General features: G+C 28.2%; 19 protein-coding genes and 4 pseudogenes. 4 read left to right on the top strand and 19 right to left on the bottom strand.

What is annotated here, in order from left to right; genetic code table 11:
* Window positions 1-421: 421 nt before the first annotated feature.
* The 16 genes and pseudogenes from psc1_RS01190 to infC form a co-directional block, all read right to left on the bottom strand.
* Window positions 422-508 (bottom strand): annotated as a pseudogene (locus tag psc1_RS01190) (single-stranded DNA-binding protein); the annotation flags it as partial.
* A gap of 14 nt (window positions 509-522) precedes the next feature.
* The gene (locus psc1_RS01185; protein ID WP_373375708.1) at window positions 523-1,140 is read right to left on the bottom strand and encodes a sigma-70 family RNA polymerase sigma factor; all 618 of its coding nucleotides are present in this window, start codon (window positions 1,138-1,140) and stop codon (window positions 523-525) included.
* Window positions 1,141-1,281: 141 nt separating this feature from the next.
* A pseudogene (locus psc1_RS01180) lies at window positions 1,282-1,674 on the bottom strand (sigma-70 family RNA polymerase sigma factor); the annotation flags it as partial.
* An 88-nt stretch (window positions 1,675-1,762) separates the two neighbouring features.
* Entirely contained in the window at window positions 1,763-2,134 is a 372-nt protein-coding gene (locus psc1_RS01175) for a hypothetical protein (protein ID WP_122225400.1), read from the bottom strand.
* Between the two features lie 214 nt (window positions 2,135-2,348).
* On the bottom strand, window positions 2,349-2,711 hold the full coding sequence (locus tag psc1_RS01170; protein WP_122225399.1) for a hypothetical protein: 363 nt from the start codon (window positions 2,709-2,711) through the stop codon (window positions 2,349-2,351).
* A 28-nt stretch (window positions 2,712-2,739) separates the two neighbouring features.
* Window positions 2,740-3,420 carry a DnaB-like helicase C-terminal domain-containing protein gene (locus psc1_RS01165; protein WP_373375766.1) on the bottom strand — a complete coding sequence of 227 codons (681 nt, stop codon included), beginning with the start codon at window positions 3,418-3,420 and terminating at the stop codon, window positions 2,740-2,742.
* Between the two features lie 389 nt (window positions 3,421-3,809).
* Window positions 3,810-4,724 (bottom strand): 16S rRNA (cytosine(1402)-N(4))-methyltransferase RsmH, encoded by a 915-nt coding sequence (gene rsmH, locus psc1_RS01160; RefSeq protein ID WP_122225396.1) that lies wholly within the window; start codon window positions 4,722-4,724, stop codon window positions 3,810-3,812.
* A 127-nt stretch (window positions 4,725-4,851) separates the two neighbouring features.
* Complete coding sequence (rpoZ, locus tag psc1_RS01155; RefSeq protein ID WP_023161628.1) at window positions 4,852-5,082, bottom strand: DNA-directed RNA polymerase subunit omega; 231 nt, start codon at window positions 5,080-5,082, stop codon at window positions 4,852-4,854.
* Window positions 5,069-5,707, bottom strand: coding sequence for a guanylate kinase (gmk, locus tag psc1_RS01150; protein ID WP_023161629.1), 639 nt, complete (start codon window positions 5,705-5,707; stop codon window positions 5,069-5,071). The genes rpoZ and gmk overlap by 14 nt, the downstream gene beginning before the upstream one ends.
* A 118-nt stretch (window positions 5,708-5,825) precedes the next feature.
* Window positions 5,826-8,258, bottom strand: coding sequence for a leucine--tRNA ligase (gene leuS, locus psc1_RS01145; protein WP_373375707.1), 2,433 nt, complete (start codon window positions 8,256-8,258; stop codon window positions 5,826-5,828).
* 81 nt (window positions 8,259-8,339) lie between these two features.
* Window positions 8,340-8,570 (bottom strand): acyl carrier protein, encoded by a 231-nt coding sequence (gene acpP / locus psc1_RS01140; protein ID WP_023161631.1) that lies wholly within the window; start codon window positions 8,568-8,570, stop codon window positions 8,340-8,342.
* A 221-nt stretch (window positions 8,571-8,791) separates the two neighbouring features.
* Window positions 8,792-9,808: a M42 family metallopeptidase gene (locus psc1_RS01135; RefSeq protein ID WP_023161632.1), complete on the bottom strand. Its 1,017-nt coding sequence runs from the start codon at window positions 9,806-9,808 to the stop codon at window positions 8,792-8,794.
* Between the two features lie 43 nt (window positions 9,809-9,851).
* Window positions 9,852-10,475: a hypothetical protein gene (locus psc1_RS01130; protein WP_023161633.1), complete on the bottom strand. Its 624-nt coding sequence runs from the start codon at window positions 10,473-10,475 to the stop codon at window positions 9,852-9,854.
* A gap of 77 nt (window positions 10,476-10,552) precedes the next feature.
* The gene (rplT, locus tag psc1_RS01125; RefSeq protein ID WP_373375706.1) at window positions 10,553-11,497 is read right to left on the bottom strand and encodes a 50S ribosomal protein L20; all 945 of its coding nucleotides are present in this window, start codon (window positions 11,495-11,497) and stop codon (window positions 10,553-10,555) included.
* A gap of 14 nt (window positions 11,498-11,511) precedes the next feature.
* Entirely contained in the window at window positions 11,512-11,709 is a 198-nt protein-coding gene (gene rpmI, locus psc1_RS01120; RefSeq protein ID WP_023161637.1) for a 50S ribosomal protein L35, read from the bottom strand.
* Window positions 11,710-11,818: 109 nt separating this feature from the next.
* Window positions 11,819-12,421 (bottom strand): translation initiation factor IF-3, encoded by a 603-nt coding sequence (gene infC, locus psc1_RS01115; protein ID WP_023161636.1) that lies wholly within the window; start codon window positions 12,419-12,421, stop codon window positions 11,819-11,821.
* 360 nt (window positions 12,422-12,781) lie between these two features.
* On the opposite strand from infC, the pseudogene psc1_RS01110 reads away from it, so the two are divergent.
* The 4 genes and pseudogenes from psc1_RS01110 to psc1_RS01095 form a co-directional block, all read left to right on the top strand.
* Window positions 12,782-13,012, top strand: a pseudogene (locus tag psc1_RS01110) (sigma-70 family RNA polymerase sigma factor); the annotation flags it as partial.
* Between the two features lie 144 nt (window positions 13,013-13,156).
* Window positions 13,157-13,800 (top strand): annotated as a pseudogene (locus tag psc1_RS01105) (sigma-70 family RNA polymerase sigma factor).
* 1,026 nt (window positions 13,801-14,826) lie between these two features.
* Complete coding sequence (locus psc1_RS01100; protein WP_161954756.1) at window positions 14,827-14,970, top strand: hypothetical protein; 144 nt, start codon at window positions 14,827-14,829, stop codon at window positions 14,968-14,970.
* 127 nt (window positions 14,971-15,097) lie between these two features.
* The gene (locus tag psc1_RS01095) at window positions 15,098-15,349 is read left to right on the top strand and encodes a CHC2 zinc finger domain-containing protein (RefSeq protein ID WP_373375705.1); all 252 of its coding nucleotides are present in this window, start codon (window positions 15,098-15,100) and stop codon (window positions 15,347-15,349) included.
* 111 nt (window positions 15,350-15,460) lie between these two features.
* Here the strand turns inward: psc1_RS01095 and psc1_RS01090 are convergent, their stop codons facing one another.
* The 3 genes from psc1_RS01090 to psc1_RS01080 all read right to left on the bottom strand — a co-directional run bounded on the left by psc1_RS01090 (window position 15,461) and on the right by psc1_RS01080 (window position 19,605).
* Window positions 15,461-16,240 (bottom strand): hypothetical protein, encoded by a 780-nt coding sequence (locus psc1_RS01090; RefSeq protein WP_147442435.1) that lies wholly within the window; start codon window positions 16,238-16,240, stop codon window positions 15,461-15,463.
* Window positions 16,241-16,803: 563 nt separating this feature from the next.
* The gene (locus psc1_RS01085) at window positions 16,804-17,409 is read right to left on the bottom strand and encodes a sigma-70 family RNA polymerase sigma factor (protein ID WP_373375704.1); all 606 of its coding nucleotides are present in this window, start codon (window positions 17,407-17,409) and stop codon (window positions 16,804-16,806) included.
* Window positions 17,410-17,565: 156 nt separating this feature from the next.
* A complete protein-coding gene (locus tag psc1_RS01080; RefSeq protein WP_023161407.1) occupies window positions 17,566-19,605 on the bottom strand; it encodes a heavy metal translocating P-type ATPase in 2,040 nt (679 codons plus the stop codon).
* Window positions 19,606-19,699: the final 94 nt, after the last annotated feature.

Below are 19,699 nucleotides of genomic sequence, written 5' to 3'. Positions count from 1 at the left end.
TAAATAACTAGCTTTTAGGATTCTCCAAGTTACTCTAAATATCTACCTTTGTCCTTTAGGTGAAGTAACCGCTTATGTTTTAACGTCTTTCCTGACTGTCGGTGAGATTCCAGGCTTTCTGTTAATTAGATAAACTAACCAAGACAAATAATATATCCTGTTAGACTCTGGACTATACGGCTTCAGTAGTTTGCGTATTAGGTTCTAAGATTACATCTGCTTTCCTTCTTAGACCATTTCAGGCTTATCCATGGGACAATTTGGTGGCGGTATCCTCTTGACTAACTACTTCGTCTCAATCCGCTTTTATGGTCTGCTGTAATCCATTATTCTTTCGTTTAACGGACCGACCATATCCATTCAGTGTTTATCGGCACTGGCATATTGGTTAGATAACACGATATTTAGGCATCTTTGGCGCCCTAGGGATTTGTTCGTTGGTGGTGTTGATATATTGTTTTTCTAAGTCGTGGGCGATATTGCCGATTAGTTGAACTTTATTTAACATTTTTTGGTTTCTCCTTATTTTTTGTTATTTGGACTTAGTTTTTGTATTGCTATGTTTTTTGTTGTTTCTACTTGTCTTAAAGTTAAATTTAGTTTTTGGGCGATTTCGTGGTTGGTTAAAGTTGGTTGGTTAGTTTCGTTGATGTCGCCCAAAGTAACTCCGAAACTTAAACAAATAATATTAAATTCGTTTTTGCTTAGTTTTTTTCTTAGTAATTTTAAGAATACTTCATGGTTTACTTGTTTTAACCATAATTGATGCGGATTAAGGATTTTATCCCAATTAGGTTGTTTGTATTTTTCTTCTTTAAAGCTGATATTATTTGGTTTGGTTGTTTTTTGGGGTATTGAAGGTGAGTGGCTTTTTCTTACTAGTTCTCTAATTTCTGATTTGATGGTTGGGGTTGCGTAAGAAATGAAGTCATAACCTAAATCTTCGTAATTATCCAGGGCTTTGATTAATCCTAAAATCCCTTCCTGGTATAAATCTTCTTTGGTTAAAACTCGAGGATAATATTTAAATTGATAAGTTAGTTTTTTGACTAAAGGTAAATGAAGTTCGATTAATTGATTACGAATTTCTAAATTCTTTTTATTTTTTAAAAAATCTTTAAATAATTCTTGTCTTAACATTTAATTCCTTTCTAAAAACGTTTTTTAGAAAAGATATGAAATTATTTTTTTAGTCTTTAAAACAAAAAAAGACTAACTTAATAGTTAGCCTTAAAGAATTTTTAAAAATCAAAAAGTGTCTAAACTTTTGGAACACCTCAGTTTTAACCATAATTGATACGGATTGGGGATTTTGTCGTAAATTGTTTGTTGTGAGTGTTGGTTTTCGTTAAAACTGATATTTCTTGGTTTGGTGGTTTTTTGGGGGATTGAAGGGGAATGGCTTTTTCTTATTAGTTTGTTGATTTCCGATTTGATGGTGGGAGTAGCGTAGGCGATAAAGTCGTAACCTAAGTCATGGTAATTATTTAGGGCTTTGATTAAACCTAAAATCCCTTCCTGGTATAAATCCTCTTTAGTCAAAACTCGCGGATAGAAATTAAATTTGTTTGATAATTTTTTTGCTAACGGATAATGAAGTTCAATTAATTGATTGCGGGCCTCTAAATTCTTTTTATTTTTTAAAAAATCTTTAAATAATTTTTGTCTTAACATTTTAATCCTTTCTAAAAACGTTTTTAGAAAAGATATGAAATTATTTTTTAGTCTTTAAAACAAAAAAAGACTAACTTAATAGTTAGTCTTAAAGAATTTTTAAAAAATAAAAAGTGTCTAAAGTTTTGGAACAGTGCACACCATCAAATAAAGTATTCATTTGTTTAAGTTTGTTTTCAAACTCAATTTTTTTATTTTTACAAGTAGGTTGATAAATAAGCTGTAAGTGAGGTGTTTTTTGGAGTTTTAGGCGATAACCGTTTTCATCTTCTTTATCTTTGTTTTTGTAATAAAAATAATAAGTGGAAAAAGATTCATCAGTAATTTTTTCATCTTTTTTCATTGTTCCATCTTTTACAAGTGTTTTTTTGATTTCTTTTTTTAAAGGTTCTAGTTGGGTGTCTATATCAAAGTTTTTTTCTTCTAATTCTTCTAAAAAATTTATAATTTTTTTTGCCATAACTTCATTCCTTTATATCCGTTAATAATAAATACATTCAACATCTTTTTAAAACGCCATTAAAGGGACATATTTTGCGTTTTTATTTTTTTGTTTTCCATGAAATGGTACCGTCTGGTTTAATAGTTAAGATTTTACCGTTGGGAAAATAACGATAAATATTACCGTTTTTACATTTTTTTTGAATAAACTTTGACATTATATTTCACAATTTTCATATTTTTAGCTCCATTTCTACTTTAAAGTTGTTTTCTTGATTATTGATAAAAAGATGATATTTTTCTAAAATTAAGTTTTTAACTTTGTTTTTGATTTGACTTTTATTAATGTTTGTAAAATAGTAATAATCATATTTATAACAGTTTTTATCTTTCCAGTAAGGAAAAAGCACAAATAAAATAGTTTTGTCCCCTAATCTTTGCTGTCTAATTTTGATTCTTCTTAAAACTAACATTTCATCAAGCGTTAAAATACACCACGCTAAATCTTTAATTTGATATTTATTGATAATTTTTGATTCAATTTTTTGATCCTTGTTGATTTCAATTTTGTCAAAAAATATATTTGTAATTTTCATATTCTTTTTATATCCTTTTTGTTTATATTTATTCATTTTCTATATCTGTATTTTTAAGTTTAATTTCACTAAATTTTTGTATAGCGCCATCAAACCTTAAATAATAGCTTTTATTGTTAATGCCATTACGGTTTTTGATTAATAATAACTCTATTATTTCTTTTTGTTTGGTAGGATGTAAAAACATCACCATATCAGCGTCTTGTTCGATGGTGCCTGTGTCTCTTAAATCTGATAATTGCGGTTTTCTTTTTTTAAAGCTTTTTTCAACATCACGACTTAATTGAGCCAAACACAAAATAGGAATATTGAGTTCTTTTGCGATTATTTTTAACTGTGAAGAAATTGTTTTTACTGGCCTATCTGGTAATAATTGCAGATAATCAATTAAAATAATATCTATTTTGTTGTTTTTGCAGATAGTTTTAATGTCTTTTAAACTGCAAGCGCTGTTATCGTTGGTAGCTAAAAATAATTTTTTAAGGTTAATTGTTTCTTCTTCAACCTTTTTCATTTCTTCTTGGCTTAAATCCCCTAAAACAATCTTTTTAAGAGGTACTCTTGAAGCTTGACTTAAACACCTTAAATATAATTGTTCGTAAGTCATTTCCAAACTAAAAATAGCTACTTTTTTGTTCTTTTTTGCCATTACAACAGCAACATTCATCATAAAAGCGGTTTTGCCTACACCCGGACGAGCTCCTAAAATAATTAACTCTTTTTTTTAAATCCTAAGGAAATAATTGTCTAAGATTATTTTAATTAAAAATATAAATTTTTCATATACACAAAAATAATGATAGAAATTGTTTTTTTAAGATATATTACACCCTCCAAAAAGAAGCTACCAAAAGATAATTAGAGAATAAAAAAACAACAAATAAACTTAAAAACAAAAAAATCGAAAAAATCATATATTTTGTCAGACAACCAATTTTTAAGTGGAAAAAATACACAACAACACAATATCTAAAAAATAATAATTAAGGCTAACCTCAAATTTAGTCTTTTTTATTTTAAAGGTTGACTTAGTTAGAAACAACACCTATCATCCATTTTATTTCTAAAATAATATTGTTCCAAATAAAACAAAAAAAGTTAAAAATTTTTGATAGCAACCCTTAATTTGGCCGAGATACTGCGAGAATTATGTTTCATTTCATCTGCAGAAGGCAAAATAGCTCTTTTAGTAAGAATGCTTAAAGGAGGTAGCGGATATTCAAATTGTTTAATTGGTAGTTTTTGTGGTATTTCCAAAATACTATTTTTTTTAAAAAAATGTTTAACAATCCGATCTTCTAAAGAATGAAAACTAATCACAACCATACGTCCTTCTTTTTTTAACAAATTTAGACTTTGGCTTAAAACTTTTTGTAAGACTTCTAATTCTTGGTTCACTTCAATCCGTAAAGCTTGAAAAATCTTTTTTGCACTATGTCCTTTGTGATAGCGATAAAAAATATCAGTAATGGCAACCAAATCATGTGACATATGCAAAGGTCTTCTGTTAATAATTTCTTGGGCAATCAAAGCGGCTTTTTTTTCTTCACCATAAAGTTTGAAAATCTTTTTTAATTTTTCAAAAGAATAATCATTGACAATATCTTGAGCGGTCGTTGTTTGAGTTGTTGTGTCAAACCTCATATCTAAAGAGACGTTTTGCAAATAACTAAAGCCTCTTTGAGGATCATCGATTTGTTCAGAAGATAGTCCTAAATCAAATAAAATACCATCGATTTGAAAAACATTTCTTTTCGCTAATTCTTCTTTTAAATTGACAAAATTACTATGAATAATCTCTATTGGCATTTCAGAAGATATTCTTGTTTGCATATTGCAACAAGCACTGAAATCTTGGTCAAAAGAATATAAAAAACCATCTTTTAAATGGTTTAAAATAGCTAAACTATGCCCTCCCTGCCCTAAAGTGGCATCAACATAAATGCCGTCAGATTTTAGTTGTAAAAAAGAAATAGCTTCTTCTTTTAAAACTGAAATATGTTCAAAATTCACTTATAACTCCTTATCAAGAGCATCTTTGCCAAAAAAACAGTCTCAAGTTATAATAATATAAAAAATAATTAAATTATACTTTAAAATGATAACTTAACTAATTTATCAATATACAAATGTAAAAAAATTAGTTTTGTTTAAAAACAAATTTAACTTTATTGTTAATAATTTCTTCTAAAGCTTTACCAATTACTTTATTACAAATCAACTCAGGAAGTGGTTTTTTTTTCGTTTCTATTACATGAGCTATTTTACTAGCCACATGGACTAATTTGTATTTAGAATTGATTTTATCTAAAAGTTTATCGATAGAAGGATAACTTAACCCATCTTTATTTATTTTTTTACTGTTCAGCATAACCATCCTCTTCTAAAATTTTTAAATAATTACGCATACTACGTTTAGTTTTTGCGTGTTCTGCCCTAATGATTGCAATAATGCGATCAGCTGCATTATTGACGTCATCATTAACGACGATATAATCATATTTATAGGCTAAAGGGAATTCTTTGTTGGCTTTTTTAATACGTTTGACAATGTTGTCATATTTTTCTGTGCCTCTTTTTTTTAATCGTTCATAAAGGGCTTTTTTGCGCGGGGGGACTAAAAAAATAAAAACAGCATTGGGTATCCTTTTTTTTCTTAAATGAGTTGCCCCCTCAACTTCAATTTCTAAAAAAACTTCTTTCCCCATTTTTAAACAATCTTGAATTTGTTTTTTCGGTGTACCATAATAATGATCGATAAACTGAGCCCATTCTAAAAATTGATTATTTTTAATTCCTAATTCAAATTCTTCTTTGGTGAGAAAATAATAATCCTTTCCTTCTTCTTCGCCTGGACGTGGAGACCTTGTGGTAGCTGAAATAGAATAAACAAAATTGTGATTTGTCATTTCAAATAAAGCCTTTCTCACTGTCGCTTTGCCAACTCCCGAAGGACCAGAAAGAACTATTAAAAGACCTTTTTGGTTTAATTTCACATTCACATACCTTTTTTCTCCAAAATTTTTGATGTCATATTTGCTTATGTTTAAAAATAGTCATAATTTACCAAAAAATCTAATAATTAAAAGTTAAATGTTTAAATCGCCAACATAATTAAACAACAATATTTAACAACTTATTCGGAACAAAAATAACTTTTTGAACTGTTTTTTGAAAAATAAATTTATGCACTTTTGGGTCTTTCAAAGCTAAGGTTTTAATTTGTTCTGAAGAAAGATTAACCGATAATTCTAAAATAGATCGCATTTTGCCATTCACTTGAACAATGATTTTAACTAATGAAGTTTCTAAGTGTTTCGGATTAAACGAAGGCCAGGACATATTAACTAATGTTTCTTTATTTTTTAAAATTATAGCATTTAATTCTTCAGTAAAATGAGGGGCAATTGGATTTAACATTTGTAAAAAAATTTGAGCTTGTTCTTTGGCTAGTTTTTGATATTTATAAACTTGATTGACAAAAATCATCAATTGACTAATCACTGTATTAAACTTTAATTTTTCATAATCTTGAGTGACTGTGTTTATGGTTTGATGAAGTAATTTTTCTAACATAGGGTCTTTTTGAATAGTCATTTCAAAAGAAAACATTTGATAAATTCTATTGAAAAAACGTTGTATTCCTTTGAAACCTAATTCATGCCAACTTTTAATATCTTCTAAAGGACCCATAAACATAATATACGTTCTTAAAACATCAGCCCCATATTTTTCCAACATTAAAGAAGCACTTACACCATTACCCTTAGATTTAGACATTTTAGTATGATCATGACCCAAAATAATACCTTGATTGACTAACTTTTGAAAAGGTTCTTTTTGGGAAACTAAACCTAGATCATATAAAAATTTATGCCAAAAACGAGCATATAATAAATGCCCGACTGCATGTTCTGCTCCACCAATGTATAAATCAACAGGCAAAAAATAATCTAATAATTGTTTAGCCTCGGGTTTGTTTAAAGGAATTAACCCCAAATAATTTTTTAAAATATAACCAATATAATACCAAGAACTCCCTGCTAATTGGGTCATGGTATTAGAATCTCTGCGATATTTTTTACCTTCTTTTTCGAAATATAACCAAAAATGAGCTTTCGATAAAGGCGATTGCCCCGTTCCTGAAGGTTGAATTTTATCTAAAACAGGTAATTCTAAAGGTAAAAAAGCATCATCAATAGTATGGATATCGTTATTTTCATCGTAGAAAATAGGTATCGGTTCACCCCAATATCTTTGACGCGAAAAAACCCAATCATGAAATTTATAAGTACGATAAGAATGACCACAACCTTTTTCTTCCAAAAATTGCATTATTTTTTTGTGGGCTTGACGATTATCTAAACCATTTAAAAAATCACTATTAATGTGAATGCCATCGCCTATAAATGCTTCTAATTGGGGGTTTTCAATGGATACATTAGGTTGAATAACTTGAATCATTTCTAAATTGTGTTTGCGGGCAAATTCAAAATCTCTTTGATCATGGCTAGGAACACCCATTAAAACACCTGTCCCAAAATGCAACAACACATAATCAGCAATCCAAATAGGAATTTTTTGACCATTACAAGGATTAATGGCATAACTACCAGTAAAAACACCACTTTTATCCTTATTAATATCTCTTTCTAAATCTTTTTTTTGTTTAGTTAATTCTAGATAAGCTAAAACTTGTTTTTGCTGTTGACTAGTAGTCAGTTGCGACACTAACTCATGTTCAGGAGCTACCAATAAAAAAGTAACGCCAAAGATGGTATCAGGGCGAGTTGTAAAAGCTTTCAAAGTGATATCTTGGTTCACAAGAGCAAAAGAAACATTGGCTCCTTCGGTTTTACCGATCCAATTGATTTGCATTTCTTTTAAATTATCAGACCAATCAACTAAATCTAAATCCGCTAAAAGTCTTTCAGCATAATCAGTAATTTTTAAAACCCATTGTTTCATCTTTTTTTTAATAACAGGGTAATTGCCTCTTTCAGAAAAAAGACCTTTTTCGTTTGAAATAACTTCTTCGTTGGCAAGAGCTGTCCCTAGCTTAGGACAAAAATTAACTTCTATATCTTTTAAAACTGCTAATTTTTTTTCATACAGTTTTTTAAAAATCCATTGAGTCCAACTATAAAAAGAAGGGTCAGAAGTTGATAATTCTTTATCCCAATCAACTCCTTTACCCAACATTTTTATTTGTTTTTTAAAATTATTTATATTTTCGTAAGTAAAATATTTAGGATTTTTACCTGTTTTTAAAGCATATTGTTCAGAAGGTAATCCAAAAGAATCCCAACCAAAAGGGTGCAAAACATTATATCCTTGCATTCTTTTGAATCTATTAACTATATCACTAGCAGTATAACCTTCAATATGACCAATATGCAATCCAGAAGAAGAAGGATAAGGGAACATATCTAAACAATAAAATTTTTTTTTATTAAAATTATAACTTGTTTTAAAAATTTTATTGTTATTCCAATAATTTTGCCATTTATTTTCTATTTTTTTAAAATCATAATTTAATTTAGCCATGATTGCAAACCTTCTACATTATTTTTTACTTTAAAAATCAGCATTTAGGATTTTCTTGTTAATACTGAAAAATAAAATTTATTAGGAAAGATTTTTTTCGATGTATAAAACTATATCTTCTACTTTTTTAAAATTTTGCATCGTTATATCGCTAATACTAATATTAAATATTTTTTCTACTTCCGTGATTAATTCCAAAGCATCCAACGAATCTAGCCCCAAATCTTCTTTGAAACGAGTCTTTAAGGTGATTGAACTTTGATCTAAGGATAATTGGGAAGCTATTAAAGCTTTGATTTTTGCTAAAACCATAATAATATTTAATTATCTCCTTTAAAAAGTAATTATTACTTAATAATATTATACTCTAAAAAAATTTTTTTAACGCAAGACAATCAAGCAAAACCAAAAAATAAATAATGTTTACTTATCAACAAAAACTAGATAAAATAACATTAAAAAGAAACAAACTAAATATTTATTATCATAATTTAACTTGCTTTTGACAATGATTTAGTTTTGAAAATATATTTTTATTGAAACAAGATTTCTTGCACTTTGGCTTCATCTAGTTGATTCAATAACAAAGTTAAAAGTTTGATAGTGTTTTGAATATCTTGTTTATGTACGATAGAAGTGTGAGCGTGAATATAACGCACAGGAACGCCCAACGATAAAGCTGCTGCCCCTTCGCGAGCTAAATGTATACTTCCAGCATCAGTACTGCCACCGCTTTCACCTACTTCTTGAATAGGAATTTTGTGTTCTTGAGCGATATCTAAAACCAATTGACGTAATCCTCGGTGAGCTACTAACCCACCATCATAAACTAAAACTTGCGGACCTTTACCTAAAGTGTGACCTTCTTTGTCGCCACCTGGAACATCATTGGCAATCCCAGTATCAACTGCAATAGCAATCTGAGGATGAATTTTGTGAGCACTAGTTTTAGCGCCACGCAAACCAACTTCTTCTTGAACAGTAAAGGCTCCAAAAAATTGATTGTTAACTGATTGGGTGTTTTGTAAAAGTTGCATTACAATAGCAACTCCTACCCGATTATCTAAACCTTTGCCTAATAAATAATCTGAATTGCCTAAAGTGCTAAATTCGGTATAAGGAGTAACCATATCACCAATGCGAACGCCTAAATTAATGGCTTCTTCTTTACTGGAAACACCGATATCTAGATACATAGTAGTAATATCAACAATACGGTTTCTTTCGGTATAAGTCATAACATGGGGGGGTTTACAACCAGTAATTGCTTTTAATATACCTTTGGAAGTCCGAATTTGCCAAACTTGGGCTAACATGACTTGCGAAAACCAACCACCAATAGTTTTAAATTTTAAAAAACCATCGGCAGTAATTTGAGTCACGATTAAACCAATTTCATCGAGATGACCTGCAAACATAATGCGAGGTCCAATAGAACCTTTGCGAGCAATTACAGTACCTAAATTATCATATTCAATTGCATCGACATTATCTTTAATATGATTAACTACAAATTTCGAAACTTCTTTTTTCTTGTCCAGCAATACCATTTAGCATCGATAATTCTTTTAATAAAGTCACTAATTCCATGTTTTATTCTCCCTTGGATGATGTTTTAGCATTATTATTAGATATTTTTTTTTTAATACCTACAAAAGCAAGATAAAAGAATTGTAAAAAAGATAAAATAGCTATTGTTTTTAAAATAATGTCTCTTGCATTGCCAAAGACATCTCTGGCAACACCAAAACAGCCTACACCAAACATGAAAAGATATAAAGTAAAAATGATTGAATTTTCTTTTTGAAAATATTTAATATGTAATTCAATAAAACTATGCAATAACAAAAGAAACGCCAAACAATAATTAAATTCTAAAAATCGACCAATAAAACGATATCTTGTACTAAATGCTTCAACTGAAAATAATCCTAACCCCGGCAATAAAAAACCTATAATAATAATTATTACAAACAAAAGAACTTCAAAAGCAAAAATAAAACGAACTTTAGAACGTGTTTTTTTATATTTTTTAAAAACTACCAAATACGTAAATAAAAGTAAAAGAAATCCTAAAAAAATATTTCCTAATTGAACTTTTAATTGTCCAATTGTAAATGATTTGTCTAAAAAACAAAATATCGCAATCATAAGAAAAAAAACACTTAAAAATATAGTTCCTAAACCTTGAATATTTCTTTTTTGGATTTGACTCATATCATATACTCCTTATTTTTTTAAAAATATAAAAACAGTTCCGTGACTGATCTTTGAGTAATTAACAAATGTGAATTTTATTTAGTAAACATTTCAATTAAAAGAGCAACTATCTCCGCTTTTTTAAGTTTATAGACGCCAGGAATATGATATTCTTTAGCTAATTGTTTTAATTCAGGCAATAACATATGATTTATTTCGGAGACAGAAACTTGAGGCAAGGTTGATGATAATTGAACAAGGGAGGCAGGTTTTTGTTCTTTTTGTTCTTTTTGTTCTTTTTGTTCTTTTTGTTCTTTTTGTTCTTTTTGTTCTTTTTGTTCTTTTTGTTCTTTTTGTTCTTTTTGTTCTTTTTGTTCTTTTTGTTCTTTTTGTTCTTTTTGTTCTTTTTGTTCTTTTTGTTCTTTTTGTTCTTTTTGTTCTTTTTGTTCTTTTTGTTCTGTTGGTTGTGATAATTGTGATGATTGTGATGATTTTACTGGAGTTGTTTTGCTAGGGGTAATAAGTTGTTGTTCATGTTTAATTATTTTTTCTTGTTTGACTGGAGCTGGAGCTATTTTATTCGATTTGACAATTTTTTGATCTTTTTTAACTATTGGAGTAGTTAGTTGAGTTGGCGTTGTTTCAAATGATGATCTTTGTTGAACTTTTAGTTCTGCGTGGAATTGTTCCAAAGTAACTTTAGCTAATTGAACATAATCAGCAAAAACTTCAGGTTGTTGATGAGCCAAGTCAGCTAAAACTTTACGATTGACATCGACTTTAGCCAAAACAAGACCATGCATCAAACGAGAATATTGTATTCCTAACGCCGTAGCGCCGGCGTTAATGCGGGAAATCCATAATTTACGAAAATCTCTTTTCCTTTGTTTACGATCTCTATAAGCATATTTCAAAGAACGCATAACTTGTTCGTGAGCGGTTTTGTAAAGAGTACTTTTTGAACCAAAATAACCTTTAGCCATTTTTAAAACTTTTTTGCGACGTTTATGTCTTGCGGGTACAAAACTAATTTTAGCCATTTTCTTTTCCCTTTCTATAATCCTCTAATAAGAGTTTTAATTCTTTTATAATCGGTACTATCAACACATGTCATGCCTCTTAATTGTCTGTTTTGTTTAGTGGTTTTAGAAGCTGCAAGATGGTTTTTAAAAGCGTGACCTCTTAATAATTTTTTCTTTTTAGTAACTTTTATACGTTTTTTCAGTCCACTATGAAATTTTTTTTTAATCATTATGCTAATTTCCTTTCCTCTTTTGTTCTTAGGCTATTTGAAATAACTCCTAAAAATTAAAAATACAAAAACTTTTTTTAACTAATAAAACAATCATTTTTAGAACAATTTATTTTGAAGGAGTTAAAACAGCAGTAAATTGGTTTCCTTGTAATTTCAAAGGGTTTTCAATTTGAGCAACGCTAGTTAAATCTTGAATAATTTGTTTTAAAACCGTTTCTCCTAATTTATAATTATTAATCATACGACCACGAAAACGCATACTAATTTTAACTTTATTGCCTTGCTTTAGAAATTTATGCACTTGTTTTAATTTAGTATTTAAATCGTGAGTATTAATAGTTGGACTAAGGCGAATTTCTTTTAAAACACTAACTTGAGCTTTTTTTTTGGTTTCGCGATTTTTCTTTTGTTGGTTATAACGATGTTTTTGATAATCCATTAAACGAGCAACCATTGGATTAGAATCAGCATTAACAATAACAATGTCAATTTCTTTTTCCTCTGATAATTTTAAAGCTTCTGTTCGATTGAAAATGCCTAACTTTTGCCCTTTTTCATCAATAATTAAATATGAACCTTGAGGGATTCTGTCGTTATATAAATCTTTATTATTAGGGCTTTTCTTTGTTTTAAATAATTTAATGTCTAAAACCTCCTTTAGTTTAACATAAATGTTTAAGAAAAATATTTCTATAAAAAAGAGAAACACTTACCATAAAAGTATTTCTCTTAAATTTAATAGCATGGAAACTATAAAATAGTTTCTCATTGAAAAAATTAAATGTTTGCGTGCTATTTGCCCAAAAACCATTTTGCAGGTTCATCAGGCGAGAGAAATACTCTTCTTTTCACATATAAAATTAAAGACTATAAAATTCTTAAACATTTATAATCTCGATAAAAATATAACTTACCTTTCTAATTATACAACAAAAAAAGTTAATTTGTCAATTAATTTCATCATATAATCCAATCATTACCTTTTATTGGGTTTTTTCGATATGTCCCTCATTTAAAATAAGGTAAATACGACCAAAAAACCCAAAAAAAGTTTTTAGAAAGGAATTAAATGTTAAGAGAAGAATTATTTAAAGAATTTTTAAAAAATCAAAAGAATTTAGAAATTCGTAATCAATTAATCACACTTCATTTACCTTTAGTAAAAAAACTAGTTTATCAGTTTAAATATTACCCTAAATTGTTAACCAAAGAGGATTTATACCAGGAAGGGATTTTAGGATTAATCAAAGCCCTCAATAATTACCAAGATTTAGGTTATGACTTCATTTCTTACGCAACTCTGAGGTGTTCCAAAAGTTTAGACACTTTTTATTTTTTAAAAATTCTTTAAGACTAACTATTAAGTTAGTCTTTTTTTCTTTTCCAAGACTAAAAAAATAATTTCATATCTTTTCTAAAAAAACGTTTTTTAGAAAGGAATTAAATGTTAAGACAAGAATTATTTAAAGATTTTTTAAAAATAAAAAGAATTTAGAAATACGAGAACAATTAATTGAACTTCATTTACCTTTGGTAAAAAAACTAGTTTATCAATTTAAATATTATCCTCGAGTTTTAACCAAAGAAGATTTATATCAAGAAGGGATTTTAGGATTAATCAAAGCCCTGGATAATTACGAAGATTTAGGTTATGACTTCATTTCTTACGCCACGCCAACTATCAAATCAGAAATTAGAGAACTAGTAAGAAAAAGTCATTCTCCTTCAATCCCCCAAAAAACAACCAAACCAAATAATATCAGCTTTAAAGAAGAAAAATACAAACAACCTAATTGGGATAAAATCCCCAATCCGCATCAATTATGGTTAAAACAAGTAAAACATGAATTATTAATCAAAAAATTAAAAACCAAACTAAGTAAAAATGAATTCAACGTTATTTGTTTAAGTTTCGGAGTTACTTTGAGCGACATCAACGAAACTAACCAACCAACTTTAACCAACCACGAAATCGCCCAAAAACTAAAATTAAAACTCTCACAAATTGAAACATTAAAAAAACATGCCATTCAAAAACTAACCCCAAATAACAAAAAATCAAAGGAGAAACCAAAAAATGTTAAATAAAGTTCAACTAATCGGTAATATCGCTCACAACCTAGAAAAACAATATATTAACAGCAACGGGCGCCAAAGAGGCCTGAATATCGTGTTATCTAACCAATAACCAGTGCGATAAACACTGAATGGATATGGTCGGTCCGTTAAACGAAAGAATAATGGATTACAGCAGACCATAAAAGCGGATTGAGACGAAGTAGTTAGTCAAGATGATACCGCCACCAAATTGTCCCATGGATAAACCTGAAATGGTCTAAGAAGAAAAGCAGATGTAATTTATTAACCTAATACGCAAACTACTGAAGCCGTATAGTCCAGAGTCTAACAAGATATTGTTGCTGTCTTGGTTAGTTTATCTAGTTAACAGAAAACCTGGAATCTCACCGACAGTCAGGAAAGACGTTAAAACATAAGCGGTTACTTCACCTAAAGGACAAAGGTAGATATTTAGAGTAACTTGGAGAATCCTAAAAGCTAGTTATTTGATTAACAAGTCAAGGAATAAATGCCAAGACGCTCAAGGATAAAGAAGCTATTTAATAGTCGTGGATAATTCAAAGTTAGCATTGGAATATGCTAACACAATGACCCACCAGGGCGAAGGTTAATAACCTTTACAAGGCGAAAGTAGCTAGTAATTTACTATTATTCACTGTAATCAAGGAAGGAGTTGATAAATATGTCAACATCTGTTTCAAATGAAACTAAGCTTTCGCGAACATTGAGTAAGATTCTATATTGGAGAACAAAAAAGAATAAATAGCTAATCAGCCGTAAGGCAAAATTAGTTCTCGAAAGAGAGTAAATTATGGAAAGCCGTATGCTTGGAAACTTGCTCGTACGGTTTGGACGGGGGCTGATTGTAATACATACAATGGAAACGCAAATCCCATTGTTGAAACGCAATTAATCTATCCGTATTCTTAAAGAGTCATTTTAAAATAAAAAGTTGTATGAAAAAACGGAACACCGCAAATTTATAAACAAGATATTTATAAGTTTTTAAATGAATTAAACGAAATAGATGGATTTATGGATGATGACATAGTAGATGATGATAACAAGATTGAGGTTAATTTTGTGCCTGCTACTCCTATAACGCCAGAAAAACGCAATGAAAAGTTAAAAGCATTAGTGGATAAAATAAAAAAGGAGTCTAAAGATGACCCTTTTTAAAAAAACAAGTTAAAGGTTATTATCAAACAAACAAAAATAAATTAAGGGATTATTATAGGCAAAATAAAGACACCAATTCGCTTTGGTGTATTGGTTTTTATGTAGTTATAATTATGAAAGAAATAAAATGAATCAAACATTAACAAGAGAAAAAATAGAATATGTAAAAAAAAATACTCCTGTTTTGTCTTTAATTCAAGAGTTGTTGCCTAATTTACAAATCAAAAGAAAGGGAAAAAATTATTTTTCGTTTTGTCCTTTTCATAGTGAAAAAATCGCTTCATTTTGTATTTCGGTTGAGAAAAATATAGCAGTTTGTATGAGTTATAAGGTAGGGGGAGATTCAATTACAATATTACAAAAAATAAAAAAAGACTAACTTAATAGTTAGTCTTAAAAAATTTTTAAAAATAAAAAAGTGTCTAAACTTTTGGAACACCTCAATTTTATCATAAAATTACCAACATTCACCACATTGAATCACAATGATTTATTCTATTGTGTTTACAAAAGTACAAAGTTTTACATCATAATTATTAAAATCTGAAATCTCTGAAAATTCTTGTTTTTTGTTGTATGAAATATAAGATTTTTTTATTTCTTCTGGTAAAAGAAAATCATTATATTTTACAATTTTTTCTAATTGATAATCGCTGTTGTATGTAAATTTATATAAACATTTGAATTCCTCTTGAAAGCTATATTTTTTTATACAAAATAATAAATTTTCATTACTGTAAAAAGGAATACAAATATCACCTTTAAAACCTAAAAAAAATTCCTGAATTTTTATCAATTTACCTTCATCATTGTGAGTGTTTACAAATTTAAAATATGGTTCTTCATCTTCTTCTGGAAGATATATATTAATAACTTGTAATTTTTTTTCATCGTATACATAAACAAATTTATATTTTAACGAACCATCAGGATTATATTGTTGCATAGTTATTAATCTTCCTTCAATATCATAATTATGAATAAATTTATAATCATAATCATAAATATCATTACTTTGTTTAAATCCTACATAATCCAGAGTGTTAAATTGATTGACAAAAAAGGATGGCATTGGAATATCATCATCCAAAAAAGTTGTCATAATGGGATTCATTTTTAGAATTAGTTCTTTTGATAAATTTTTATTTTCTAGTTTTTGTATTTCTGTAACAGCAAAAACAAAATTATTGAACGATAAAATACAAGGTAATAAAACAATAATTATAAATAACAATTTAAATTTTATTTTTATTTTGTTATTTCTCATCATAAATAAAACTTCTCCTTATTTTTAGTTTTTATAAGAAAACCCATTTAAATGTTATTAACAAGCAAAATCACCAAAATATATTATATTAAAAATTATTTTCTTACATATATATTATAACATATCTAATTAATGTTAATGTACACATCTTGAAGTTACGAAGTTTTTAGATAAAAAAGTAATTGATAAAGAAATTAAAAAAATAATTGATAAATGTTATTTAGAAGTGCAAATAATTATTAAATAAAACAAAGATTTATTAGATAAAATTACACATATGCTTTTAGAAAAAAACAATTACCAAAGAAGAAATTGATAAATTAGTTTAAATTTAATTTCAAACAAAATATTGAATTATTATTAAATATTTCAAAGACTATCTAAAATGATAGTCTTTTTTTATTTTTATAAGATAATCAAAAACTTTTTTATAAAAATAAAAAATATAACAAAAAACAATTAAAAAACTTATGAAATACAATATTTTCAATCGTAAAACTTGTTTTTTTTGATGTGTAATTATAATTAACAATAGTATTTTTATTTAAATGCCCTGTTCCAAAAGTTTAGACACTTTTTTTGAATGAAAACAATATTTCTTTAGTTTGAAAAGATATGAAATTATCAATTAATTTTTTAGTCTTAAAGAGTAATTTTAAAATTAAAAGTTGTATGAAAAAACGGAACAGCTCAGAGATGCCAAAACTTAAACAAATAACGTTGAATTCATTTTTACTTAGTTTGGTTTTTAATTTTTTGATTAATAATTCATGTTTTACTTGTTTTAAACATAATTGATGCGGATTGGGGATTTTATCCCAATTAGGTTGTTTGTATTTTTCTTCTTTAAAGCTGATATTATTTGGTTTGGTTGTTTTTTGGGGGATTGAAGGAGAATGACTTTTTCTTACTAGTTCTCTAATTTCTGATTTGATAGTTGGCGTGGCGTAAGAAATGAAGTCATAACCTAAATCTTGGTAATTATTGAGGGCTTTGATTAATCCTAAAACGCCTTCTTGGTATAAATCTTCTTTGGTTAAAACTCGAGGATAATATTTAAATTGATAAGTTAGTTTTTTGACTAAAGGTAAATGAAGTTCGATTAATTGATTACGAATTTCTAAATTCTTTTTATTTTTTAAAAAATCTTTAAATAATTCTTGTCTTAACATTTAATTCCTTTCTAAAAACGTTTTTAGAAAAGATATGAAATTATTTTTTTAATCTTTAAAACAAAAAAAGACTAACTTAATAGTTAGCCTTAAAGAATTTTTAAAAAGTAAAAAGTGTCTAAACTTTTGGAACACCTCAGATGAATTAAAAATCCTTTATATCTTTATTTTTTTCGTATGATTGTTTTCTTTATGACTTTTTAACATTCTTAAACCATTTAAAATCACTAATAAAGTGCTTCCTTCATGACAAAAAACTGCTACAGGCAAGGGAATATTGTTGCCATGTGTATGTAATGATGGAAAAATATAATTAATCCAATTTAAACCAATAAGATTAATTAGATTCAAGATCAAAACCACAGCCATAGCGAAAATAATGTTTTGCCAAATAATTTTTTTAAGCTTCACAGCTATTTGGTGGGTATAAATAATTTTGGATAAATCGTTTTTCATCAAAACTGCGTCTGCAACGTCAATCGAGACATCAGTCCCATTTTGCATCGCAATCCCAACATGAGCAGAAGTTAGAGCGGGAGCATCATTGACTCCGTCTCCTACCATAATAGTAGTACCGTATCTTTTTTGTAAATAAGTGATTTTATCGACTTTTTCGGCAGGCAAATTATTGCCCCAAGCTTTTTTTAAATGCAATTCGTCTTTAAGGAAAAGTGCGCTTTGTTTGGTATCGCCTGTAATAACGGCAGTATAAATATGTTTTTGGTTAAAATAATCAATCAACTCAAAAGCTTGCGGACGGACTTTATCCAAAAAAGCTAAAATCATAATCACTTGATCGTTACTGATAAAATAAATGACGGTTTTACCTTGTGATAAAAATTTTTTTGTTTTATGGGCTATTTCTTCAGAAACTTGTTGGGATACAATCGCTTTGGTAATGCGATAATGATTGTTTTGATAAACCGCCTCCAAGCCAATTCCAACTGAGTTAGTAATTTCAATTGGTAATTGAGAAGTTTGATTAAAATGATGTTTGATGGCTGTAGCCAAGGGGTGGTTTGATTTTTGTTCCATCCCTAACAATATTTCTAAGTAATGTTGGTATTTAGTTTTAGAAATATGAGGAACAGTATAAATGTCAGTGACTTCTGGGTTGCCTTCAGTTAAGGTACCTGTTTTGTCACAAGCAAAAGCTTTGATATCTGCCATGATTTCTAATGATTTAACGTTTTTGAATAAAACTCCTTTTTTAGCTAAGTTTGAAATAGCCGAAAGAGTGGCAGGAATATCAGCTGCCGCCAAGGCACAAGGAGAAGAAACGGTTAAAAAAACCATCGTTTTATAAAACCAGTTTTCAAAAGAAAAATTGCTAATTCCAAAATGGCCACCCTTAATTTGAATTAAAGTTGCAACAGCTAAAATTAAAGCTACTGCTGCCATAATAATTTTGACATAAATTGGTTCTAGTTTTTTAATGAAAGTTGCAGTTTTAGAAAAGTTATTTTTGGTTTGACTGACTAATGCAACAATTTGGGCAAAAACAGTTGATTCATTGGTATTGACTACCCTCATAACAAAAGTATTACTACCGTTAATAGTGCTGCCGTAGACAAAATCACCAGGTTTTTTTTCAGTAGGAATGCCTTCGCCGGTAATATTAGATTCATCAATATTGGGGTTGCCTGAAACAATAATACCATCGGCAGGTATTTGGTCGCCTTGCAAAATTAACACTAGATCTTTAATTTTCAAAGTTTTGGCAGCAACAATTTCAGTTTTTCCATCTTCTTTTAACAAACGAGCTTCTGTGGTGTGTAATTTTAATAAACTTTTAATTTCTTTTTGGCTTTTGTTTTCGACATATTCTTCCAAAAAAGAAGCCCCAGAAAAAATTAAAATCAACAAAATTGCATCGTCATACTCTTTTAAACATAAAGAACCTATAGATGCCAAAGTCATTAAAATATGAATATTCGGAGTAAATTTTTTATTTTTTTTACTATCTTGATAAGTGTCAATAAAGCCTTCTAAAATAACATGATAACCTAACAAAAACAAAATAATTAACGAAATTGATAACAATATAAATTCATTTGTTAGAAAATCTTTATTAAAATTAAAGCTTTTCAAAGAAAAAAATACTAAATAAAAAAAGATACCTATCAAAAAACAAATTAATGGTTTTCGATCTTTTTTTTCTTCGTTTGGTGACGAAGTGTAATTACAACAACTCAATATTGATTGCACCTTTCTATTGATTTTTGAGATTTTAAATGATTCAAATTTTGAGAGGTTATAAAAAAATTCCAAAAAAATCTGGAATTTTTAA

Origin of the sequence: Candidatus Phytoplasma solani (genome assembly GCF_041729705.1) — a bacterium.
In the GTDB taxonomy this organism is placed as follows: domain Bacteria; phylum Bacillota_I; class Bacilli_A; order Acholeplasmatales; family Acholeplasmataceae; genus Phytoplasma; species Phytoplasma solani.
Note: the sequence above shows the minus strand (reverse complement) of the source record. Positions and strands in the feature narration are given on the sequence as shown.